The sequence below is a fragment of the Sphingopyxis indica genome (assembly GCF_032879645.1).
Taxonomy (GTDB): Bacteria; Pseudomonadota; Alphaproteobacteria; order Sphingomonadales; family Sphingomonadaceae; genus Sphingopyxis; species Sphingopyxis indica.
This window is the reverse complement of record NZ_CP076394.1, coordinates 2,196,299-2,217,207: the sequence shown is the minus strand read 5'-3', so window position 1 is coordinate 2,217,207 and position 20,909 is coordinate 2,196,299. Positions and strand designations below refer to the sequence as shown.

Sequence of the window (20,909 nt, the reverse complement as noted above, 5' to 3'; positions counted from 1 at the left end):
GATTAGTGGAGGTTGACCGCGTCGTTGATATAGAGCGAGGTCAACAGAGCGAAAACATAGGCCTGGATGCCGGCGACGAGCAGTTCGAGCGCGCTGATCCCGATCATCAGCGCCAGGCTGGCGATGCTGACCGGCAGGCCGATCGCGGCGCCGGCGCCCGAGCTCTGGATGATGAAGTTGGCGAACACTTCGAGCAGCACATGCCCCGCAGTCATCGCGACGAACAGTCGCAGGCCGAGGCTGAACGGGCGCACCATGAACGACACGAACTCGATCGGCGCGATGAAGGGGATCATCGGCCAAGGCGTGCCGTGCGGAACGAAGAGCGAGAAAAAATGGAGCCCGTGGCGCCAGAAGCCGACGATCAGCACGATCGCAAAGGACAGGATCGCGAGCACGCCGGTGATGGTGAAGTGGCTCGTCACCGTCAGGGGGTGCATGCCGCCGATGGCAAAGGGCATCAATCCCAACAGGTTACAGAACAATATGAACATGAAGAGCGAAAAGACGTAAGGGGTGTAGCGGCGCCCTTCGGGACCGATGTTCGTCGACATCATCGACGAGATGAAACCCGTGAAGCCCTCGACCGCGGCCTGCCAGCGACCGGGGACGAGCTGGCGCTTCATGCCGCCGAGCATGAACAGCCAGAGGAGGATCGCCGCGGCGGCCATCCACAGCGCGCTCGTCGTCAGCCACACTTCGCGCCCGCCAACCGCGAACAACTTCGCGACCGGCTCGACGGTGAACTGGTGCATGGGGTCGAATTTACCGGCCTCTGCGGACACGCGCGTCACTCCACACTTAAATCCCGGTCGACTCACGCCGCCGGGCTGAATTCAAACCTATTTCGACCCGCCGCGACGCGAAGCGTCGTTGGCGATGCGAAATATATTCCTGAAGGCGACGACGACCCCGAGGGCCAGCATCCCCAACAGACCCCATGGCGAGGTGCCCGCGAACCGGTCGATCAGCCAGCCGATCAACGCGCCGCCCAGCATCCCGCCCAGCAATTCGGCCAAAACCCGATTGCCGAGCCGATAATTGGCGTCGGATTCGGGCGCGCCGCTTCCGGCCCTTTTCGCTTCTGCGGCTTCGGCCCGGTCCAATCGCTCTTGGAGCGAGACCAGGCGCGAATCCTGTGAAGCTGGTTCCGGATCGCTGCCATTCCCCGTCATTTCCCGCCATCCTCCTGAAACGGAACCGGAAAGCCCCGATTCCGCCTGCAAAAAACGGCCCGAAAAATCGGGGAACCCCTGAGGCGCGGTCCGTTTAGAAATGCCGCCCGATTAAGTCAATGCTTGGCGGGCCACATAAAAATGCCGCCGCGTTTAGGGGCGCGGCGGCATGTGGTGCCCGCGGGCACCCTTGAAAAATCGGAAAATGTCAGGGGCAACGCGTGTCGCGCACCGGCGGACCGCTGTCGCGGGTCAGCCAGCGACCGTCGGGCGCCTTGTATTTCTCGCCCGGCCTGGTCTTGGCGATCAGGTTGCAGCCGGTGGCAAAGGCGAATTGTTCGACCGTGCTGCCCTGCGGCGCATTGCTCGTATAAGCCGCCTTGCGCTTGATGTTGATGTCGGTGACGAGGTCGCGGACTTCCTTGGTTGCCGACCCCACGATACCCAGATAGCCGTCGGGCTGCTCGCCGATCTGGCCCGCCGCGCGCGCCTTTTCATAGGCGGGATCGCGCTGCGCCATCGCCGACGGCACCGCCACGGCGACCGCGGCGGTCACGGCAATCGCCGCCATCGGCAGTCCGCTCGCCTTCCACTGTTTCCATAGCTTCGTCATCATTCACCCCATAATCGGTTTCGATCAGAAAATGTCGCCATTCTGCTCGATCAATTTCTTCGCATCGCCATCGAGCTTGTACACGATTTCCTGCTTGATGTTGATGTTGAGGTTGATTTCGATCGGCTTGTCGGGCGTATCGACCTGAACGCAGGCGGCAAGACTTGCCGCCGCTCCCAATATCGCCAGTTTCCGGCCTCCGACCGTCCATCTCCTCTCAATTTCGGTTCTCGTCATGGCATGGGCTCGCTTTCTGGGGGCTGAACGGGGGCATCGTCACCCGCTTTCGCCGCGTCGATCTGTTCCTGCACGCGCAGCAAGGTCGGCAGATTCTGTTCGATCAGGACCGTCGGATCGTAGAATCCCTTGGCCGAAGTGATCAGCTGGCGGAAGGGGGCGTGGATCTTCACGTTGAAGACCAGGGGCAGCTTCGCAACCTGCCGCGTCAGGAAATTCTGCGTCGCGCCCTCGCCCTGCCCCACGCCGCCAAAGCGGATGTCGGTCACCATCTCGCCGTCGAGATCGCCGCTCAGCAGAATCGACAGATCGTCATATTTGAGCGAGCGCAGCGCCCCGAATGCGAAATTCGCCATCGTGCCGAGATTGTGGTTCGACAATTCGCCGACATAGGCGAGCGTCCCGCCCCCCTGCCGCGCGTCGATGCGCCCGCCGACGATCCGCGCGCCGAGCCCGCCGAACTCGACCGGCAGCGTGCCGTCGAATTTTCCGCTCGCATTGATATTCTCGAAGCCGAACTGCTGCAGAAACACCGCGGCATCGACTCCCACAATGTCGAAGGACAGCCGCCGCGTCTGCGCCGCGTTGAAATCGAGCAGCGCGGGATGGAGCACCAGTTCGCCCCCGGCGAACGGCCAGCGCCCGCCCTCGATCCGCACGCGATTGTCGCCGAGCAGCCGATATTCGATCGTGCCGCCAACGACCGGAATGCCCGGATTCACCTCCTCCAGCGTCGCGGTCTGCCCCGGTGCCGAACGCAGGTCCAGCAGGTCGTCGAAGTTGAGCGTGCCCGACAGGCCGGTGACGGGGCCGAAAGCGGCGGCGAGATTCGTGTCGGTGGTGGTGAAGCGTCCTCGGCTCGTCACGCCCTCGGGCGTCCAGTCGATTCGCCCGGTTCCGTCGACCGACCCCTGCACATTGGCGACGACGCCGAGCGCGAGGCGGGTAAGTTGGTCGGGCTGGAAGCCGTCGTCGAAGCGCAGTTCGTCGACGATCAGGTCGGCGTGTCCGACCCCCGTGCCGAGATCGTGCCGGATCACGGTGTCGAGAATTTTCCGGCCTTTTCTGCGTTCGTCGAACCCCGCGGTCGCCTCGATCGCGCCATCGGCGAAACGCAGCGCCGCATTGTCGCTGACGAGCGGCGCGAAGCGCGGGTCGGGCGATGCGTCGGTGAGCACCAGCCCGCCGTCGAGCGTCAACGCGCCATTCGCCCAGCGCCATTCGCCCGCGATCTCCGACATTTGCAGCGGCACGGCGCCGATCTTGCCGCGGGCCCCCGCGAGTTCGCCCGCCAGCCCCTGCGCCGTCGATTGCCCCGAGATCGTCGCGGCGGCGAAATGCGTCGCGCCCTCCCCTTCGCCGAGCCGGACGTCGGCATCGGCAAGCGCCCAGCGCATCGTCGCAAGGTCGATTTCGCCGCGCCCCGTTTCGAAGGCGAAGGGCGACGTGCCGCTCGTGCCGCGCAGCGCAATCCGGGGGATCGCAATCCGCCCGCGCAGCCCGTCCTTGCCGGCGCTCAAAAGCGCATCGCCGGGATTGCTGCACAGGTCGAGGGCCGTCCGGGCGAAGCGGAAACCCGCAACGCCGAGCCTTTCGAACCCGACCCGAGTGCAGCCGCCATCGAGCGCGACGCCGCCGCTCGGCGCGATCGCGCCCGAAAGCGGCAGCGACAGCCCCTCGATGCGCCCGTCGCCCAGCGGCCCCGAAAGTGCGGCGCGGGTCGTAAAGCGGATCGTGCCGCGCTTGCCGCTCGAAAAGCGCACCGGATCGAGCCCCAGCCGCGCGTCGGCCGCCGCATAGCTGTCGAAGCGGGCGATGCCGTCGAGATTGCCGTCGGCGCTCCGGTCGAGCGTCAGCTCACCCGAAGGCAGGCCGCCGCCGCCGAACCGCCACAGCCCGTCGATCAGCCACGCCGGACGATCGGCGCCGAACAGATAGGTGACGCGGCTTTCGCTGCCGCCCGACAGCCGCGCGCCGCTCGCGCTTGCAAGGTTCGCCGCGCTCACCTCGATGCGCTGCGCCTGCCCTTCGCCGGTCAGCAGGAAGCTTGCGCCGCCGCCGGTATCGGCGAGCATCGCCGCCAGTGCCGCGCCGGCCTTGGCCGCCAGCGGGCCGACCGGGGTTCCGGCGAGCCCCTTCCCCGCATCGGCCAGCGTGCGGCGCAGGCCAGGGCTCGCTTTTGCCCGTGCAAAACGGATGGTCCCGCCCGCGATCGGCGCCGCGCGCCCGACCGTGGCCTTCGCGTCGAGCGCGACGGTTTCGGCCGAAAAATCATTGCCGCGCAGCTGCGCGATCTTCGCCTCCGTGGCGAGCGAGGTGCGCTCGGCGGTGCCGTCGAAGCGCGCGAGCAGCGCGACGCGATCCGCGCGCACCGCGCCCGCCATCAGCCGGCTGATCGCCGCGTCGGCCTCACCCTTCCAGCTGCGCAGCGTTTCGTCGAGCGACAGGTCGAGCGCGATCTGCGGCGAAACGGCCGCGACACCCCCGTCGGTGCAGTTCAGCGTGCGTCCGCGCAGCGGGCCTTCGAGCTGCGGCCGCACGTCGCGCACGCGCAGGTCGCCATAGAAGCTGACGTTGCGCGCGACGCAGCCGCCCGCCGCAATCGCCGGGGCGACCAGCGCGAGCTTGCCGGTGAAATCCTTGCGCAGATTGCCCATCCCGTTCAGCGAGGCGCCGACCGCGCCCCACGGCGTGTCGATCCGCGCGCGGGCATCGCGCAGCACCACCGCCAGGTCGGGCAAGGCGAAGGGCGTGGTGTCGGCCGGGTCGCGAAAGCGATCGAGCGCGCCGAGCGACAATTGGCCGTCGGCGAACCGGCCATAGAGCCGCACCCCGTCGGCGCGGATCGTCGAGACATAGGGGCCGGAGAGACCATAGGCCATCTGCACCTCGACCAGCCTGGCCGTGAGGTCGGGCTTCGCCGGATCGCCGATCACGACATCGGTCAGTCTTTCGGTGCTGAAGCCGATTTCGTCGATCGTGTAGCGCGCAGGAATGCCGCGACCATCGAACTGATCGCGAATGAAGCTGTCGACGATCGGTTCGCGCGCAACCCAGAGCGCCGCCGCGAGCGCGGCAACGGCGCCCGCGGTCATCCAGCGCTTCTTGAACAGGCGTTTCGGGCGCGGCGCGGCGGCCGCTTCTTCACGCATCGCCGATCGTCCGCGGCGCGGTCGGGGACGAGGTTTCGCGGGTCTGCGATGCTGTCATGAGGCGCAAATACCGTCCTTCGACCGCGAATCCCTCCGGCGCCACAACACCGGAAATCTCCTTTCGATGCAGGAAATTGGTCCGCATCGCTGTCTGCCGATGTCTATGACCGTTGAGCATGGCCGACAAGGCGGTTATTCGCGAGGCATGGCCGACACGCCCGCCACCGTCCCCGATCATGCGGGCCACCGTTCGCGGCTGCGCGCGCGGCTGATCGGCGGCGATGCCGAGGGCATGGCCGATTATGAGCTGGTCGAATATCTGCTCGCGCTCGCCATCCCGCGCCGCGACACCAAACCGCTTGCCAAGGCGCTGCTCGGCGAGTTCGGGTCGCTGGCGCAGCTCGTCAGCGCCGATCCCGAATCGCTCCGCCGCGTGCCGGGAATGGGCGACACCGCGGTGGCCGCGCTGAAGATCGTTCAACTGACCAGCCTGCGGCTGCTCAAGGGCGAGTTTCGCGACAAGCCGCTGCTTTCCAGCTGGGATTCGCTGCTCGACTGGCTGCGCGCCGACATGGGGCCGCTCGACGTCGAGCGGGTGCGCGTCCTTTATCTCAACTCGCGCAACATGCTGATCCGCGACGAACTGGCGAGCGAAGGGTCGATCGACCAGTCGGCGATCTATGTCCGCGAGATCGTCAAGCGCGCGCTCGAACTCGGCGCCGCGGCGATGATAATCGTCCACAATCATCCGAGCGGCAGCCCCGAACCGAGCCGTCAGGACATCGCGATCACCCGCGACATCGCCGACGCCGCGGGGCGGCTGGGAATCCAGCTGCACGATCATATCATTATCGGCGGCTCTGATTTCCGCAGTTTTCGGTCGCTGGGGTTGCTTTAGGGCGTTTGACTTGTCCGCCCGGGCGAGACATCATCGCGCCGATGCAGAGTCGTCTTCACTCTTCGCGCCTTCACTCGCACGCGGGCCAGCTGCTCGCCGGCAGCTGACCCCGGGTCCGGAGCATTGCGCCCCGAGCCCGGGGCGAACTCCTTTTTCTGACCATCACCATGCAGCGACAGGCTTGGCGCCTGCGCTCGACTTGAAAGCATTCAGCGATGACCAAGCGCGCCCCGGCCAAGCGGCCGGCCATCCACATGATCGACACCGAAGCCGACACGCTGACCGACCTCGCACTCGCGCGGCGCGAGCGCTCGCCCGCCGCCGAGCTGCTGCTGCAGGAAATCGACCGTGCCAAAATCCATCCGGCGGCAAAAATGCCCGCCGATGTCGTGACAATGCACAGCAGGGTCGAATTCGTCGACGAAGGCAATGGCCAGTCGCGCACCGTCGAGCTCGTCTATCCCGCCGACGCCGACATTTCGGCGGGGCGCGTGTCGATCCTGACCCCGGTCGGCGCGGGGCTGATCGGGATGCGCGAGGGGCAGTCGATCCTGTGGCCCGACCGCGAGGGCCAGCAGCGCCGGCTCGCGATCGTCAGGGTCGTGCGCGCATAGAAAGAGCCGCCGGATCGCTCCGGCAGCTCCTGATGTGGCGGATGCAGCCGCCGGCCATCCCGACGGCTGCACCACCCCGTCAAGGGCGCTCGATCAAGCGCCGCGCGACAGAAAGCCGGTCAGCTCTTCCTTGGTGACGCCGCCCGATTTGTCGGCGTCGGCCGCCGCGAAAGCCTGACCGATCCAGCTCTTCACCTGCTCCGATTCGGGATCGACCGTCGGGTCGGTCGCGGTGCGCAGCTTCTTCATCCAGGTCGCGAACTCGGTTTCGTTGAGTTCCTGCGTCGAGTCGGCGTCATAGGTCGGGAATTCCTGGTTCACGATCTGCGCGACCTGATCGGGCGTAGCGGCGCCGGGCTCGCTCGTCGCTTCACCCGCCGGCGGCGTCGTCGGATCGCTCGGCGGCGTGGTCGGGTCGGTCGGCGGCGTCGACGGATCGACCGGTGGCGTCGCGGTATCCATGCCGTCGGGGGCCGGCTCGGTCGGCGTCTGCGCCGTCGGCGCCATATCGTCGCCCGCCGGGGGCGTTTCCTGCGCGAGCGCGGGGAAGCTGATCGCGGCGGCGCCGATCAAAAGCATCTGTTTCAACATCCTGTATCTCCTGTGACGGCGGCGGAGCCTGTCCGTGCGGTCCGCCGCCCATATTGAAGGGGCGTGCGACCAATCCGGAAGCGGGGCGTAAAGTTGCCGATTCCGCCCGATTGGAAAAACGCCCGGCCCCTGCTAGGGCGCGCCCTGCCGCAGTTTCGGTCCGATCGTCCGACAAGGCGCCGCTAAGGAAGGAAATTATATGGTTCCGCGCTATGCTCGCCCGGCCATGACCGCGATCTGGTCGGCCGAGAATCGCTTCTCCATCTGGTTCGAGATCGAGGCGCATGCGACCGACGCGCTCGCCGAACTGGGCGTCGTCCCCAAATCGGCGGCGAAGGCGCTGTGGGACTGGTGGGCGACCAAGCCCGCGATCGACGTCGCCGCGATCGACGCGATCGAGGCGGTGACCAAGCACGACGTCATCGCTTTCCTGACCTGGGTTGCCGAGCAGGTCGGCGACGAGGCACGCTTCATGCATCAGGGCATGACGTCGAGCGACGTGCTCGACACCTGCCTTGCGGTGCAGCTGACGCAGGCGGCGGACCTGTTGCTCGCCGACCTCGATGCGCTGCTCGCGGCGATCAAGCGGCGGGCCTATGAGCATAAGCTCACCCCGGCGATCGGGCGCAGCCACGGCATCCACGCCGAACCCGTCACCTTCGGGCTCAAACTCGCCGAGGCCTATGCCGAATTTTCGCGCTGCAAGACGCGCCTGATCGCCGCGCGGGCGGAGGTCGCGACCTGCGCGATTTCGGGGGCGGTCGGGACCTTCGCCAACATCGACCCGCGCGTCGAGGCGCATGTCGCGGCGAAGCTCGGCCTTGCGGTCGAGCCGGTATCGACGCAGGTGATCCCGCGCGACCGCCACGCGATGTTTTTTGCGACATTGGGCGTCATCGCCTCGTCGATCGAGCGGCTCGCGGTCGAGGTGCGGCATTTGCAGCGCACCGAGGTGCTCGAGGCCGAGGAATATTTCTCGCCGGGGCAAAAGGGCTCATCGGCGATGCCCCACAAGCGCAACCCGGTGCTCACCGAAAATCTGACCGGCCTCGCGCGGATGGTGCGCAGCGCGGCGATCCCCGCGATGGAGAATGTCGCGCTGTGGCACGAGCGCGACATCAGCCATTCGTCGGTCGAGCGTTTCATCGGCCCCGACGCGACGGTCACGCTCGACTTCGCGCTCGCGCGGCTGACCGGTGTGATCGACAAGCTGCTTGTCTATCCTGAGCGGATGCAGAAGAATCTCGACCGCATGGGCGGGCTCGTCCATTCGCAGCGCGTGCTGCTCGCGCTGACGCAGGCGGGGGCGAGCCGCGAGGACAGCTATGCGCTCGTCCAGCGCAACGCGATGAAGGTGTGGGAATCGGACGGCGCACTGTCGCTGCTCGAACTGCTCAAGGCCGACCCCGAGGTCACCGCGCGCCTGTCGGCCGAGCAGCTCACCGACCTGTTCGACCTCGGCTATCATATGAAGAATGTCGATACGATCTTCGCGCGCGTCTTCGGCGCCGGATAGGCTGGAAACGCGCACGAAACTCGCTTAGAAACGGGCGGGGCCGGACGAGGAGCAACGAAGTGGGAATCCTGCGAACGATCATCTGGGTCTTGCTGACCGCGGTGCTGGTCATCTTTTCGATGGCCAACTGGATTCCGGTGACCGTGACGATCTGGCCGGGGCAGGTACTCGACACCAAGCTGCCGGTGCTGATCCTCGTCTCTTTCCTGATCGGCAGCGTGCCGCTGTGGATCGCGCTGCGTGCCTCGCGCTGGACGCTGAACCGCCGGCTCGACCATAGCGAACGCCAGCTCTCCGACCTGCGCGCCATGGCCAGCCGGCCTTCGGACCCGGCCCCCGCCCCGACGCCGGCGCCGCGCCCGGTGGACGACATCCCCCCATCGCCGTTGGAAACACAATGACATCGCCGCTCTACCTCGCCATCGACACGCCGCACCTCGACGCCGCCCAGACGCTGGCGCAGAAAGTCCGGCACCATGTCGGCGGGCTGAAGCTGGGTCTCGAATTCTTTTGCGCCAACGGCCATCACGGCGTGCATGAGATGGCGAAGATCGGCCTGCCGATCTTCCTCGACCTCAAACTCCACGACATTCCCAATACCGTCGCCAAGGCGATCCAGGCGCTGCGCCCGCTCGAACCCGCGGTGCTGACGGTTCACGCCGCGGGCGGCCGCGCGATGCTCGAAGAGGCGAAGGCGGTGGCGGGCGTGGGCACGAAGGTCGTGGCGGTGACGGTGCTCACCAGCCTCGATTCGCCCGATCTCGACGACATCGGCGTCGGCGGAACGCCGCACGACCAGGTCGTCCGTCTGGCCGCGCTGGCGCGCGAGGCGGGGCTCGACGGCATCGTCTGTTCGGGCCACGAAGTGAGGTCGGCGCGCAAGGCGTGGCCCGGCGGCTTCTTCGTCGTTCCGGGTGTCCGCCCCGCGAACGGCAAGGCGGGCGACCAGAAACGCATCGTCACTCCCGCGCAGGCGCTTTCCGACGGAGCTTCGATCCTGGTCGTCGGCCGCCCGATCAGCCAGTCGTCCGATCCCGACCTTGCGGCGCGCGAGATCGAGGCGACGCTTTAGCAGTTCCGGTTTATTGACAGGGCCGCGTGTCCCCGCGAAGGCGGGGACCCATCTCCGACCGGTCCAATATGGCGCCGACCGAAGATGGGCTCCCGCCTTCGCGGGAGCACGGAACTCTCGAATCAGGCTCGATAACCATGCCCCCACTTGTCAAATTCTGCGGCCTTACCTCCCCCGACGCGGTCGATGCCGCGATCCGGCTCGGTGCGACGCATATCGGGCTCGTTCATTATGAGCCGAGCCAGCGCCACCTTGACCTGTCCACCGCCGCAGCGCTGCGCCAGCGCGCCGGTTCGGCGGTCAGGGTCGCGTTGCTGCTCGTCAACGCGCCGCCCGAACTCACGGGCAAGGCGGTCGCAACGGTGAAGCCCGACATCGTCCAGTTCCACGGCAGCGAAACCCCCGAATGGATCGCCGCGGTCAAGCAGCATGTCGCGATCGAGGCGTGGAAGGCGATCGGCCTCAAGGATGCCGGGACGCTCGACCGGATGCAGAAATATCACGGTATCGCCGACCGCATCCTGTTCGACGCGCCCGCGCAGGCGCTGCCCGGCGGCACCGGCACGCGCTTCGACTGGTCGCTGCTCAAAAATTATCGTCACACGATGGACTGGGGCATCGCCGGCGGGCTCGATCCCGACAATGTCGCGGCGGCGATCGCAGCGACGGGGGCGCCGCTCGTCGATGTGTCGACCGGGATCGAAAGCGCCCCCGGCGTCAAGGATGTGGACAAGATGGCGGCTTTCCTTAAAGCGGCACGCAATATTTGAGAGTCCGTTCGTGCTGAGGAGGGGCTGAGCCTGGCGAAGACCCGTCTCGAAGCACCCTTCGAGACGCCATTTCGACAAGCTCAATGGCTCCTCAGGGCGAACGGTTGAGGATGACATGAACAACCGATCCAACAGCCTTCGCACCGGCCCCGACGAACGCGGCCATTTCGGGCAATTCGGCGGCCGCTATGTCGCCGAAACACTGATGCCGCTGATCCTCGACCTCGAGCGCGAATATCGGGCGGCGCAGACCGACAACGAATTCCGCGCCGAGTTCGAACATCTGCTGAAGCACTATGTCGGCCGCCCGAGCCCGCTGTGGCTCGCCGAGCGGCTGACCGAAGAGCTGGGCGGGGCGAAAATCTACCTCAAGCGCGAGGACCTCAACCACACCGGCGCGCACAAGATCAACAATTGCATCGGCCAGATCCTGCTCGCCAAGCGCATGGGCAAGACGAAGATCATCGCCGAGACGGGCGCCGGCCAGCATGGCGTCGCGACCGCGACCGTCGCGGCGCTGTTCGGCCTGCCCTGCACCATCTTCATGGGCGCGGTCGACGTCGCGCGGCAGCAGCCGAATGTGTTCCGGATGAAGCTGCTCGGCGCCGAGGTGGTTGCGGTCGAAAGCGGCGCCAGGACGCTGAAGGACGCGATGAACGAGGCGCTGCGCCACTGGGTCGCGAATGTCCACGACACCTTCTACATCATCGGCACCGTCGCCGGGCCGCACCCCTACCCCGAACTGGTGCGCGACTTCCAGTCGGTGATCGGCGAGGAGGCGCGCGCGCAGATCCTCGAAGCCGAAGGGCGCCTGCCCGACATGCTGATCGCCCCCGTCGGCGGCGGATCGAACGCGATCGGGCTGTTCCACCCCTTCCTCGACGACGAAGGTGTCGAAATCGTCGGGGTCGAAGCGGCGGGCGAAGGGTTGGACGGCAAGCACGCGGCGAGCCTTGCGGGCGGCCGCCCCGGCATCCTCCACGGTAACAAGACCTATCTTCTCCAGGACGAGGACGGCCAGATCACCGAAGCGCACAGCATCTCGGCGGGGCTCGACTATCCAGGGATCGGCCCTGAACATAGCTGGCTGCACGACATCGGCCGCGTGCGTTATGAGCCCGTCACCGACGCCGAAGCGCTGGCGAGCTTCCAGAAGCTGACGAAACTCGAAGGGATCATCCCCGCGCTCGAAAGCGCGCACGCCATCGCCGCCGCCGAACGCATCGCGCCGACGCTGGGCAAGGACAAGATCATCATCGTCAACTGCTCGGGCCGGGGGGATAAGGATATTGCGACGGTGGCGGATGCCTTGGGGGTGAAGTTGTGAGCGAGCGGGACCAAGCAATTGCCGCGAACGACAACGGCAAAATCTTCGCCTATTTTATGGATGGCTATTGGAATCAAATGGCTCCGGACCTGTACGCCAGTTTCGATGCCGCGCTGGATGACTTCAGAGAAACAGAAGGCGAGCACCGGCTCGCTCAGTTGCAAACGGCTTTGGCCATTTTGCACCGACAAGGTAGATTTCCATCAATTGCGAACATTAGCGACGCTTATCAGGATCCTTTTTGGAAGCCCTACGACAGGATTTTGACGGCGGAAGATCTCGCGTCTTGCAAGGCTGCTTTATGACCCGCTTCGCCGCCACCTTCGCCAAGCCGCGCCCCGCGCTCGTTGCCTTCATCACCGCAGGCGATGGCGACACCGCCGCCAACCTCGACGCGCTCGTCGCAGGGGGCGCCGATGTGATCGAGCTTGGGATGCCCTTTACCGATCCGATGGCCGACGGCCCTGCGATCCAGAAGGCGAACCTGCGCAGCCTCGCCAAAGGCACCACCACCGCCGACATCTTCGCGCAGGCCGCCGCGTTCCGACAGCGCCACCCCGACACCCCGCTCGTCCTGATGGGCTACGCCAATCCGATGACGGTGCGCGGCGCCGACTGGTTCGCCGCCGAATGCGCAAAGGCGGGCGTCGATGGCGTGATCTGCGTCGATATTCCGTCCGAGGAGGACGCCGAACTCGGCCCGGCACTGCGCGCGGCGGGCGTCAACCTCATCCGCCTTGCGACGCCGACCACCGACGCGGCGCGCCTGCCCGACGTGCTGAACGGCGCGGGAGGGTTCCTCTATTATGTGTCGGTCGCCGGCATCACCGGGCTCCAGCAGGCCGCGCAGGCCAGCATCGAAGAGGCCGTCGCGCGGCTGAAGGCCGCGACCGACCTGCCCGTCGCGGTCGGCTTCGGCGTCCGCACCCCCGAACAGGCGGCCGCCATCGCGCGCGTTGCCGACGGCGTGGTCGTCGGCTCGGCGCTGATCGACATCATCGCCGAGCATGGCGAACAGGCCGCGCCGCACCTCGAAGCCTTCACCCGCACCCTCGCCGATGCTATCCACGGCGCAAAGGAGATCGCCGCATGAGCTGGCTCGACCGCGTCCGCAACGCCCTGCCCTTCACCGCGAAGCGCGATACCGCCGACAACCTCTGGCACAAATGCCGCCAGTGCCAGCAAATGGTGTTCGTCAAGGAGTGGGAGGACAATCTGAACGTCTGCCCGCGCTGCGACCATCACGACCGCATCGGCGCCAAGGAGCGGTTCGCGCAGCTGTTCGACGGGGGCCTCCACGAGCTGCTGTCCGCACCCGCGGCGCCCGAGGATCCGCTCAAGTTCCGCGATACCAAGAAATATGCCGACCGCATCAAGGCGGCGCGCGCGCAGACCGGCGAGCGCGATGCCTATCAGAACGGCTTCGGCCGCATCGACGGCCGCCCGGTCGTGATCGGCGTGCAGGATTTCGCCTTCATGGGCGGATCGATGGGCGTCGCCGTGGGCGAGGCTTTCGTCGCGGGCGTCGAGGAGGCGATCAAGCGCGGTTGTCCCTATGTCGCGATCACCGCCGCGGGCGGCGCGCGGATGCAGGAGGGCACGCTGTCGCTGATGCAGATGCCGCGCGCGACCGTCGCGTTGCAACGGCTGCGCCGCGCGGGCCTGCCCTATATCGTGCTGCTCACCGATCCGACGACGGGCGGGGTCACCGCGAGCTATGCGATGCTCGGCGACGTCCAGATCAGCGAGCCCAATGCGCTGATCGGCTTTGCAGGCCAGCGCGTGATCGAGAATACGATCCGCGAAAAGCTGCCCGAAGGGTTCCAGCGCGCCGAATATCTGCTCGAGCACGGGATGATCGACATGGTGGTGCACCGCAAGGATCTGCCGCAGACGCTGGGGCGGCTGATCGGCTATCTGGCGCCGGAGAAGGCGGCGTAAGGGCGCGGGTCAGGCCTTTTTTGTTCGTCACCCCGGACTTGATCCGGGGTCCATGCGACGACCGCGCAGATGGATGCCGGATCAAGTCCGGCATGACGGGGGGGGCAGGACCAAGCGCTCTTCATTCTCAAGGCTCGACCATGCCCGACCACGCACACAGCTCCGATCCCGCCGTCCAGGCGCAACTCGACCGCCTCGCGGCGCTGTCGCCGGGACGCGACATATTGGGGCTCGAGCGCATCGCCGAACTGTGCGCCCGGCTCGGCAATCCGCAGGCGCGGCTGCCGCGAACCTTCCATGTCGCCGGAACCAATGGCAAGGGGTCGACCTGCGCCTATCTGCGCGCGATCCTCGAGGCGCAGGGGCGCCGCGTCCACGCCTATACGAGTCCGCATCTGGTGCGCTTCAACGAGCGTATCCGCCTTGCGGGGCAGCTGATCGACGATGCGCTGCTCGCGGCGCTGCTCGAAGAGGTGCTCGACGCGGCCGACGGCTTGCAGGCGAGCTTCTTCGAGGTGACGACCGCCGCCGCCTTCCTTGCCTTCGCGCGCACCCCCGCCGACGATGTGATCGTCGAGGTCGGGCTCGGCGGCCGCCTCGACGCGACGAACGTCATTCCCGCGCCCGCGGTTTGCGGGATCGCATCGCTCGGCATCGACCATGAGGCCTTTCTGCTGGCCCCCGAGGACGGCACGCCGTCACCGCCTGCCGAACGGATCGCATGGGAAAAGGCGGGAATCGTCAAGGCCGGCGCGGCGCTCGCGACGCTCGCCTATCCCGGACCGCTCGCGCGCGTCATCGAGGCGCGCGCCGAGGCAGTCGGCGTAGTTCCCTTCGTCGAGGGCAAAGCCTGGTCGATCGAACCGGCCGGCGATGCGTTCCGCTGGTCGTCGATGGACGGGACGTTGCCCGCGCTGCTCCGCCCGCGGATGCCCGGGCTGCACCAGATGCGCAATGCGGGCCTCGCGATCGCGATGCTTCATCTGGCGCCGGGTGCAAAGCCCGGCCCCGATGCGATTGCAAAGGGGGTCTCGGCCGCCTTCTGGCCCGCACGGCTGCAGCGGCTCGAGCCCGGACCGCTCACCGCGCTCGTCGCGCCGGCGGCCGAAATCTGGCTCGACGGCGCGCACAATGCCGATGCGGGCGCGCATCTCGCACGCTTTTTCGCGAACGAGCCGCGTCGCATCCACCTCGTCACCGGGATGCTCGCGAACAAGCACCCCGATGCGATCCTCGCGCCGCTGGCGCAGCATCTGGCGTCGGTGACAGTGGTCCCGGTGCCGGGGCATGAGCACCATGATGCGAAAGCGTTCGGCCGCAATGCGAAGGCGGCCGCGTCGGTCGAGGCTGCGCTGTCCAGCCTCGAGGTCGATCCGGCGAACGAAATCGTCCTGATCTCAGGCTCGCTCTATCTTGCGGGCGAGGTGCTCAGGTCGAACGGGGAACTGCCGGAATAGCTTGTCCCGCTTCGGGATCGGCAACCTCGTGCCCCTCGTCCTCAGTGCTTGGCTGTCGCACCGTCTGAACGACGAAGCCGCGTCTCCAGAGCATCCATAAGAGCAACATACCGGGCACGGCGATGACGACGGTGAACAGCCAGAAACCGACCCAACCCAGCTGTTCGGCGACATAACCGCCGGGTGCGGCGAGCCAGGTTCGGCCAACGGCGGCGAAGGAGGAAAGCAGCGCGAACTGGGTCGCGGTATAGGCCAGGCTCGAAAGCCCCGAAAGATAGGTGACGAAGACGGTGAGGCCGATCCCACTCGTAAAATTCTCTGTCCCCACGGCGATCGCGAGCATCAGCGGCGAATGGCCGACCGACGCCAGCACCGCGAACAGCAGGTTGCTGAACATCATCAACAGCCCCGAAATCAGCAGCGCGCGTCCCATGCCTAGCCATGCGATGAAAGGCGCGCCGCACGCCGACCCGATGATCAGCGCGACGAAGCCGACGCCCTTGTTGATCGCGACGAACTCGGTGTCGGTGAAGCCCAGTTCGACAATCATCGGGTTGAGCATCCCCTGCCCCATCGCGTCGCCGACCTTGTAGATCAGCACGAACAGCAGGATCAGCACGGCGCCGTGGCGCCCGAGAAATTCGCGGAACGGGCTGATCACCGTCTCGTTGAGCCACGCGCCGAAGCCATGTTCGCCGCCGCGCGCGTGTGCGGGATGAAAGCGTCCGGGGCCGGCGAAGAGCGCCCCAATGACGGCCGGCAAAACGGCGAGTGCGGTGAAGCCATAGGCAGCCGCCCAGCCAAGACCGAGTCCTTCGGGCGACGCAAGCGCGATGGTGCCTACCCCGGCGATCAGGTTGCCGGTGCGATAGCCGAACTGGTTCATTGCAGTGCCGTGCGGAAGCTCGGCGTCGGTCAAAATCTCGATGCGATAGGCGTCGATGACGATGTCCTGCGTCGCCGAGAGGAAGGCGACGATGATCGCGCAGATCGCGAAAGGCGCCAGATTGCCGTTGGTGGGGTTGCTCGCGCCGAGTTGCCAGATCGCGATCACGAGCAGCGCCTGGATGAAGAACAGCCACCCGCGCCGTTGCCCGAACACGCGGGTCAGGATCGGAATCGGCAGCTTGTCGACGAGCGGCGCCCAGAGAAATTTGAGAGTGTAGGGTGTCGTCAGACCGATCGCAAAACCGATCGCAGACTTGTCGACGCCTACTTTCGAAAGCCAATAGGCCATCGTTCCAATCAGCAGCGTCAGCGGAAAGCCGCTCGAAATACCGAGCAGGAAGGCGACGATCGGCATCGGCTTGCGATAGGGCGCGAACGACGGAATCACGAAAGCCAGGCCAACGACGAGCAGGATCACACCGACCAGTATCGCGCTGTCGAGACCTAGCTGCATGACGACCCTCCCTTTGCTGCCCGATGCGGTCCTATCCGTCGGGCAACAGGCCTAAAGCCTTGGCGGCAAATTGGAAGCGGGGATTAGGCCGCCGGGCGTATCCAGCGCACGGCGCGCACCGTTCCGCCGTCGCGATCCTGCAATATCGCGGCCCAACGGTCGGCGCCCTTGCGGCCCGCTATGCCCGCCGGGATCGGCGCGCGGCACGCGAGCGACGGGTCGCAGGGGGCGAGCTGTTCGGCGAGGACGACGTTGGTGTAGCCGATCCTGCGGCCGCGGTTCTCGCCCTTGGCGATGTCGACCATCGAGTGGCTTGCAATCGCGAGGAAGCGGAGTTCGACATTGGCGCGCGCCCGCGAGGCGACGACTTCCGCACCCTGCTGCGCGAGCGCGATCGCCTTGTCCTTGCGGCTCCCGGCGATCAGGTCACGGAGCGCGCTTTCGTCCGACCCGACCGCCGCCGCCGCGCCCTGCACCACCGCTTCGGGCGTATAGACGCCGCTGCCGGGGATGCCCCGCGCGGCATAGTCGCGCTGGAGCCGGTCGTTGCCGCTGCGCGCGAGCGTGTCCTTCCAGCCGAGGCGGTCCCAATAGGTGACGGGGCGGCTCACCGCGATCACCCCGTCCTCGCCGTCGAGCCTGGCGAGCAGGCGATCGGCGGGCGGGCAGGACGAGCAGCCCTGGCTGGTGAAAAGCTCGACGAGCACCGGCTGCGCCAGCGCATTCTCCGCATGGCTCGCCGCCGGCGCACGGTTCGGAAAGCCGAAGACCAGCATCGCGACAACCAGCCCAACGACGCCGCCAAGGCCGAGCAGGATTTTCATGCGCCTATCTCCCATCCGCCCCGCTGCGGGTCCCGATAGCATTCGGGAGGAGAGGGAAACAAGTTACGCGGCTTCGGGCCGCCAATAGGTTTGGAGACCGCTGACCTTGCGCGGCGCCTTGTTCTGGCAGATCATCGTCTCGATTGCGCGCAACGCGCCGATGAGCGCTGCCGCGCTGTGCGGCTTGTTGAGACAGGCGAGCGCGATGTCCCCGGCGTCGTCGGGGCATTTTCCGGTGACGAGCAGCACTGCGATGCCGCGGTCGCGCGCGACCCGGGCGACTTCGCGGCCCGTCATATCGCCGGCCAGCGCCAGATCGAGCACCAGCGCATCGACCTGTTCGGATGCGAGCAATACGACCGCCGCCTCACCCGAATCGACCGATGCGACGACGTCATAGCCTGCGTGTTTCAGCGTCCGCTCATTGTCGAACGCGACCAGCGGGTCATCCTCGACGACCAGCAGCCGCTTGATGCACGACGGACGCGACGCGAACAGCATGGACACTCCTTCTTCGGCGGCATGACTCCGGCTCGGCCCGCCTGCAAGCGGCCTTTTGCTTGCCATCGACGAAGCGATGCTTTTCCGGCTATGAGCGTGGCCGCACAGCAACACTGCTGTTGCAAATAACGACATGAAAGCCCCATCCGTTCCCATGACGACGCGCAGACCTCCCCGATCCCCTGCCCGCTCCGGCGGCGAGCGCGAAGCTCCGCGCGGACGCCGTAGCGCGCGGACCGAACGCCCCGCCCGCAAGCCTGCTGAAGAGCCGCGCGACGAGGATGGGCCGCAGCGTATTTCCAAATTGCTCGCGCGCGCCGGCGTGGGTTCGCGCCGCGATGTCGAGCGGATGATCGAGGAGGGCCGCGTCGCGCTGAACGGCGAGACGATCGCGCAGCCCGCGCCGCTGCTGACGTCGCTCGAAGGGCTGACCGTGGACGGCAATCCGGTCGCAAAGCCCGTGTCGACGCGCCTCTATCGCTTTCACAAGCCCGCAGGCTGTTTGACCGCGGCGCGCGATCCCAAGGGGCGCAAGACGATCTATGACGTCCTGCCCAAGGGCCTGCCGCGGCTGATGCCGGTCGGACGCCTCGACTATAATACCGAGGGGCTGCTGCTGCTCACCAACGACGGCGAATTCAAGCGCCAGCTCGAACTGCCCGCGAGCGGGGTCGAGCGCAGTTATCGCGCGCGTGCCTTCGGCGACATCAGCCAGGCGCAGCTCGAGGAGTTGGCGCTCGGCGTCACCATCGACGGCATCCGCTATGGCAGGATCGACGCCAATCTGGAACGCCGCACCGGGCGCAACCAGTGGATCGAGCTGACCCTGACCGAAGGCAAGAACCGCGAGGTGCGCCGTGTCCTCGAACATCTGGGGTTGCAGGTCAGCCGGCTGATCCGCACCCGCTATGGCGAATTCGGCGTCGAAGGGCTCGACGTCGGCGCGGTCGAGGTCGTCCCGCGCGATGCGCTGTTCCAGTTCCGGCGGCGGATGGCGAAATGAGGGTGATCGCCGGCGAATGGCGCGGGCGCAAGCTGCTCGCGCCAAAGAATGACGCGACGCGCCCGACCGCCGACCGCATGCGCGAAACCCTCTTCTCGATGCTCGCGAGCCGCCTCGGCAGCTTCGAAGGGCTCTATGTCGCCGACCTGTTCGCCGGATCGGGCGCGCTCGGAATCGAGGCGCTGTCGCGCGGCGCCGAACGCTGCCTGTTCGGCGAACAGGATCGGGATGCGCTCGATGCGCTGAAGAAGAACCTTGCCGCGCTCGGCGCCGGCCCCCGCGCCGACGTGCGCGCTGGCTCGGTGCTGAGCCTCGGCCCGGCGCCGCGCAGCTATGACCTGCTGCTCTTCGACGCGCCCTATGGCACCGGCGCGGGCAGCGTCGCGCTCGACAAGCTGAACCGGCTCGGCTGGATCGGGCCCGACAGCTGGATCTCGATCGAGACCGCGGACAAGGAGGATGTATCGGTCGCGGGGTTCGAAATCGACGCCGAACGCCGCGTCGGCAAGGCGCGGCTTACGCTGCTACGACGCGCTTCCTGACGAGCAGCAGGCCAAGCAGGCTCAAGAAACCGGCGACGCCCAGATACAGTCCGACGAAGCTGGTCCCGCCCTGGTCGCTCAGCCATTGCGCGGCGATCGGCGCCCCGGCGCCGCCGATGATCCCGCCGACGTTGAAGGCGACCGACGCGCCGGTGTAGCGCACGCGCACCGGGAACAGACCCGGCAGCCACACGCCGAGCGGGCCATAGACGAGCCCCATCACGAACAGCGACGCCGACAGGCCGAGCGCGACGATGCCCCACGCGCCCGAGGCGAGCGACGGGCCGAAGACGAAGCCGATCAGCACTGTCGCGGCACAGCCCCAGCCGAGCACGCGCTGCGCGCTTGCGCCGTCGCTCCAATAGCCGGCGACGACGATCCCGAGCGCGAGGAAGAGGATCGCCCCGAGCTGGATCAGCAGAAACTCTTCCTTCGGATAGCCGAGCGCGGTCGTGCCGTGCGCGAGCGCAAAGCTCGTCGCGAGATAGAAGATCGCGAAACAGGCGACGACCGCGAAGGTGCCTGCAAGCGTCGTCAGCGCGTGGCTGCGCAGCAACTCGCCCATCGGCACGCCGACCGGCGGCTCCTTTTCCATCGCTTCGGCAAAGGCCGGGGTTTCGCGGATCTTGAGCCGCACCCAGAGTCCCAGCCCCACGAGCACCGCCGAGACGAGGAAGGGAATGCGCCAGCCCCAGTCGGCGAAATCGTCATCGCCGAGCCATAGGCCGAGCAGCAGGAACAGTCCGTTCGCCGCGATGAAACCGACCGGCGCGCCGAGCTGCGGAAACATGCCGAAGCGTCCGCGCCAGCCCGGCGGCGCATATTCGACCGCGAGCAGCGCGGCGCCGCCCCACTCGCCGCCGAGTCCGAATCCCTGCCCGAAACGCAGGATGCAAAGGAGCAGCGGCGCGATCCACCCCGCCATTGCATAGGTCGGCAGGAAGGCGATCAGCAGCGTCGAGCCGCCCATCAGCATCAGCGAGGCGACGAGCGTCGACTTGCGCCCGATGCGGTCGCCGAAATGGCCGAACACCACCGCGCCGACGGGCCGCGCGAAAAAGGCGAGGCCGAAGCTCATGAAGCTGAGCATCAGCTGCGCCGATTCGGACTCCGACGGAAAAAAGAGCGGACCGAAGACGAGCGCCGCTGCGGTGCCATAGATATAGAAATCATAGAATTCGACCGCCGTGCCGACGAGGCTCGCGGTCAATATGCGCCGATGCGCGCGATAGGGTGCCATATCCACGGGCGCCGCTCTCCCCTTTCCGGTTCGG

At 66.9% G+C, this 20,909-nt stretch carries 23 protein-coding genes; 13 read left to right on the top strand and 10 right to left on the bottom strand.

Annotated features, from left to right (window positions below):
* Positions 1–2 precede the first annotated feature (2 nt).
* The 5 genes from KNJ79_RS10535 to KNJ79_RS10515 form a co-directional block, all read right to left on the bottom strand.
* Positions 3–785: a F0F1 ATP synthase subunit A gene (locus KNJ79_RS10535; RefSeq protein ID WP_089214787.1), complete on the bottom strand. Its 783-nt coding sequence runs from the start codon at positions 783–785 to the stop codon at positions 3–5.
* A 57-nt stretch (positions 786–842) separates the two neighbouring features.
* Positions 843–1,226: an AtpZ/AtpI family protein gene (locus tag KNJ79_RS10530; protein ID WP_394357118.1), complete on the bottom strand. Its 384-nt coding sequence runs from the start codon at positions 1,224–1,226 to the stop codon at positions 843–845.
* A gap of 157 nt (positions 1,227–1,383) precedes the next feature.
* Positions 1,384–1,791: a YdbL family protein gene (locus KNJ79_RS10525; protein ID WP_394357117.1), complete on the bottom strand. Its 408-nt coding sequence runs from the start codon at positions 1,789–1,791 to the stop codon at positions 1,384–1,386.
* A gap of 21 nt (positions 1,792–1,812) precedes the next feature.
* On the bottom strand, positions 1,813–2,025 hold the full coding sequence (locus KNJ79_RS10520) for a YnbE family lipoprotein (protein WP_089214540.1): 213 nt from the start codon (positions 2,023–2,025) through the stop codon (positions 1,813–1,815).
* Positions 2,022–5,177, bottom strand: coding sequence for a YdbH domain-containing protein (locus KNJ79_RS10515; protein ID WP_317151024.1), 3,156 nt, complete (start codon positions 5,175–5,177; stop codon positions 2,022–2,024). Before KNJ79_RS10515 ends, KNJ79_RS10520 begins: the two co-directional genes overlap by 4 nt.
* Positions 5,178–5,382: 205 nt before the next feature.
* On the opposite strand from KNJ79_RS10515, the gene radC reads away from it, so the two are divergent.
* Together radC and rnk are read left to right on the top strand one after the other, a co-directional pair.
* The gene (radC, locus tag KNJ79_RS10510; protein WP_317151023.1) at positions 5,383–6,075 is read left to right on the top strand and encodes a RadC family protein; all 693 of its coding nucleotides are present in this window, start codon (positions 5,383–5,385) and stop codon (positions 6,073–6,075) included.
* Between the two features lie 215 nt (positions 6,076–6,290).
* The gene (gene rnk / locus KNJ79_RS10505) at positions 6,291–6,689 is read left to right on the top strand and encodes a nucleoside diphosphate kinase regulator (protein ID WP_317151022.1); all 399 of its coding nucleotides are present in this window, start codon (positions 6,291–6,293) and stop codon (positions 6,687–6,689) included.
* Positions 6,690–6,782: 93 nt separating this feature from the next.
* Here the strand turns inward: rnk and KNJ79_RS10500 are convergent, their stop codons facing one another.
* Positions 6,783–7,280 (bottom strand): EF-hand domain-containing protein, encoded by a 498-nt coding sequence (locus KNJ79_RS10500; protein ID WP_089214536.1) that lies wholly within the window; start codon positions 7,278–7,280, stop codon positions 6,783–6,785.
* Between the two features lie 199 nt (positions 7,281–7,479).
* Here KNJ79_RS10500 and purB point away from each other — a divergent pair, with 199 nt between their 5' ends.
* The 9 genes from purB (at position 7,480) to KNJ79_RS10455 (ending at position 15,363) form a co-directional block, all read left to right on the top strand.
* Positions 7,480–8,796: an adenylosuccinate lyase gene (gene purB / locus KNJ79_RS10495; RefSeq protein WP_317151021.1), complete on the top strand. Its 1,317-nt coding sequence runs from the start codon at positions 7,480–7,482 to the stop codon at positions 8,794–8,796.
* A gap of 59 nt (positions 8,797–8,855) precedes the next feature.
* Positions 8,856–9,197, top strand: coding sequence for a lipopolysaccharide assembly protein LapA domain-containing protein (locus KNJ79_RS10490; RefSeq protein ID WP_089214534.1), 342 nt, complete (start codon positions 8,856–8,858; stop codon positions 9,195–9,197).
* The gene (pyrF, locus tag KNJ79_RS10485) at positions 9,194–9,868 is read left to right on the top strand and encodes an orotidine-5'-phosphate decarboxylase (RefSeq protein WP_317151020.1); all 675 of its coding nucleotides are present in this window, start codon (positions 9,194–9,196) and stop codon (positions 9,866–9,868) included. The genes KNJ79_RS10490 and pyrF overlap by 4 nt, the downstream gene beginning before the upstream one ends.
* A 137-nt stretch (positions 9,869–10,005) precedes the next feature.
* Entirely contained in the window at positions 10,006–10,638 is a 633-nt protein-coding gene (locus KNJ79_RS10480) for a phosphoribosylanthranilate isomerase (protein ID WP_317151019.1), read from the top strand.
* Positions 10,639–10,753: 115 nt separating this feature from the next.
* Complete coding sequence (trpB, locus tag KNJ79_RS10475; protein ID WP_317151018.1) at positions 10,754–11,965, top strand: tryptophan synthase subunit beta; 1,212 nt, start codon at positions 10,754–10,756, stop codon at positions 11,963–11,965.
* Entirely contained in the window at positions 11,962–12,270 is a 309-nt protein-coding gene (locus KNJ79_RS10470; protein WP_317151017.1) for a hypothetical protein, read from the top strand. The genes trpB and KNJ79_RS10470 overlap by 4 nt, the downstream gene beginning before the upstream one ends.
* Complete coding sequence (gene trpA / locus KNJ79_RS10465; RefSeq protein WP_317151016.1) at positions 12,267–13,058, top strand: tryptophan synthase subunit alpha; 792 nt, start codon at positions 12,267–12,269, stop codon at positions 13,056–13,058. Before KNJ79_RS10470 ends, trpA begins: the two co-directional genes overlap by 4 nt.
* Positions 13,055–13,906: an acetyl-CoA carboxylase, carboxyltransferase subunit beta gene (gene accD, locus KNJ79_RS10460; RefSeq protein ID WP_317151015.1), complete on the top strand. Its 852-nt coding sequence runs from the start codon at positions 13,055–13,057 to the stop codon at positions 13,904–13,906. The genes trpA and accD overlap by 4 nt, the downstream gene beginning before the upstream one ends.
* 140 nt (positions 13,907–14,046) lie before the next feature.
* Complete coding sequence (locus KNJ79_RS10455; protein ID WP_317151014.1) at positions 14,047–15,363, top strand: bifunctional folylpolyglutamate synthase/dihydrofolate synthase; 1,317 nt, start codon at positions 14,047–14,049, stop codon at positions 15,361–15,363.
* Here KNJ79_RS10455 and KNJ79_RS10450 read toward each other — a convergent pair.
* The 3 genes from KNJ79_RS10450 to KNJ79_RS10440 form a co-directional block, all read right to left on the bottom strand.
* Positions 15,335–16,765: an AmpG family muropeptide MFS transporter gene (locus KNJ79_RS10450; RefSeq protein ID WP_317151013.1), complete on the bottom strand. Its 1,431-nt coding sequence runs from the start codon at positions 16,763–16,765 to the stop codon at positions 15,335–15,337. The two genes, KNJ79_RS10455 and KNJ79_RS10450, sit on opposite strands and share 29 nt — an antisense overlap.
* 83 nt (positions 16,766–16,848) lie before the next feature.
* A complete protein-coding gene (locus KNJ79_RS10445) occupies positions 16,849–17,589 on the bottom strand; it encodes a DUF1223 domain-containing protein (RefSeq protein ID WP_317151012.1) in 741 nt (246 codons plus the stop codon).
* A 63-nt stretch (positions 17,590–17,652) separates the two neighbouring features.
* Entirely contained in the window at positions 17,653–18,090 is a 438-nt protein-coding gene (locus KNJ79_RS10440) for a response regulator (protein ID WP_317151011.1), read from the bottom strand.
* A gap of 154 nt (positions 18,091–18,244) precedes the next feature.
* Between KNJ79_RS10440 and KNJ79_RS10435 the strand changes: the two genes are divergently transcribed.
* Together KNJ79_RS10435 and rsmD are read left to right on the top strand one after the other, a co-directional pair.
* Entirely contained in the window at positions 18,245–19,093 is an 849-nt protein-coding gene (locus tag KNJ79_RS10435) for a pseudouridine synthase (protein ID WP_317151010.1), read from the top strand.
* Positions 19,090–19,635 (top strand): 16S rRNA (guanine(966)-N(2))-methyltransferase RsmD, encoded by a 546-nt coding sequence (rsmD, locus tag KNJ79_RS10430; RefSeq protein ID WP_317151009.1) that lies wholly within the window; start codon positions 19,090–19,092, stop codon positions 19,633–19,635. Before KNJ79_RS10435 ends, rsmD begins: the two co-directional genes overlap by 4 nt.
* On the opposite strand, the gene KNJ79_RS10425 is transcribed toward rsmD, so the two are convergent.
* Complete coding sequence (locus tag KNJ79_RS10425) at positions 19,610–20,875, bottom strand: MFS transporter (RefSeq protein WP_089214523.1); 1,266 nt, start codon at positions 20,873–20,875, stop codon at positions 19,610–19,612. The two genes, rsmD and KNJ79_RS10425, sit on opposite strands and share 26 nt — an antisense overlap.
* Between the last annotated feature and the right edge of the window lie 34 nt (positions 20,876–20,909).

Bases quoted from the DNA above. Each gene is read 5' to 3' on its own strand.
- purB (WP_317151021.1), top strand. From the start codon at position 7,480: ATGGTTCCGCGCTATGCTCGCCCGGCCATGACCGCGATCTGGTCGGCC.
- radC (WP_317151023.1), top strand. From the start codon at position 5,383: ATGGCCGACACGCCCGCCACCGTCCCCGATCATGCGGGCCACCGTTCG.
- rsmD (WP_317151009.1), top strand. From the start codon at position 19,090: ATGAGGGTGATCGCCGGCGAATGGCGCGGGCGCAAGCTGCTCGCGCCA.
- pyrF (WP_317151020.1), top strand. From the start codon at position 9,194: ATGACATCGCCGCTCTACCTCGCCATCGACACGCCGCACCTCGACGCC.
- KNJ79_RS10425 (WP_089214523.1), bottom strand. From the start codon at position 20,875: ATGGCACCCTATCGCGCGCATCGGCGCATATTGACCGCGAGCCTCGTC.
- KNJ79_RS10450 (WP_317151013.1), bottom strand. From the start codon at position 16,765: ATGCAGCTAGGTCTCGACAGCGCGATACTGGTCGGTGTGATCCTGCTC.
- KNJ79_RS10525 (WP_394357117.1), bottom strand. From the start codon at position 1,791: ATGATGACGAAGCTATGGAAACAGTGGAAGGCGAGCGGACTGCCGATG.
- KNJ79_RS10455 (WP_317151014.1), top strand. From the start codon at position 14,047: ATGCCCGACCACGCACACAGCTCCGATCCCGCCGTCCAGGCGCAACTC.
- KNJ79_RS10440 (WP_317151011.1), bottom strand. From the start codon at position 18,090: ATGCTGTTCGCGTCGCGTCCGTCGTGCATCAAGCGGCTGCTGGTCGTC.
- KNJ79_RS10500 (WP_089214536.1), bottom strand. From the start codon at position 7,280: ATGTTGAAACAGATGCTTTTGATCGGCGCCGCCGCGATCAGCTTCCCC.
- KNJ79_RS10480 (WP_317151019.1), top strand. From the start codon at position 10,006: ATGCCCCCACTTGTCAAATTCTGCGGCCTTACCTCCCCCGACGCGGTC.
- KNJ79_RS10435 (WP_317151010.1), top strand. From the start codon at position 18,245: ATGACGACGCGCAGACCTCCCCGATCCCCTGCCCGCTCCGGCGGCGAG.
- KNJ79_RS10520 (WP_089214540.1), bottom strand. From the start codon at position 2,025: ATGACGAGAACCGAAATTGAGAGGAGATGGACGGTCGGAGGCCGGAAA.
- KNJ79_RS10445 (WP_317151012.1), bottom strand. From the start codon at position 17,589: ATGAAAATCCTGCTCGGCCTTGGCGGCGTCGTTGGGCTGGTTGTCGCG.
- KNJ79_RS10515 (WP_317151024.1), bottom strand. From the start codon at position 5,177: ATGCGTGAAGAAGCGGCCGCCGCGCCGCGCCCGAAACGCCTGTTCAAG.
- rnk (WP_317151022.1), top strand. From the start codon at position 6,291: ATGACCAAGCGCGCCCCGGCCAAGCGGCCGGCCATCCACATGATCGAC.
- accD (WP_317151015.1), top strand. From the start codon at position 13,055: ATGAGCTGGCTCGACCGCGTCCGCAACGCCCTGCCCTTCACCGCGAAG.
- trpB (WP_317151018.1), top strand. From the start codon at position 10,754: ATGAACAACCGATCCAACAGCCTTCGCACCGGCCCCGACGAACGCGGC.
- trpA (WP_317151016.1), top strand. From the start codon at position 12,267: ATGACCCGCTTCGCCGCCACCTTCGCCAAGCCGCGCCCCGCGCTCGTT.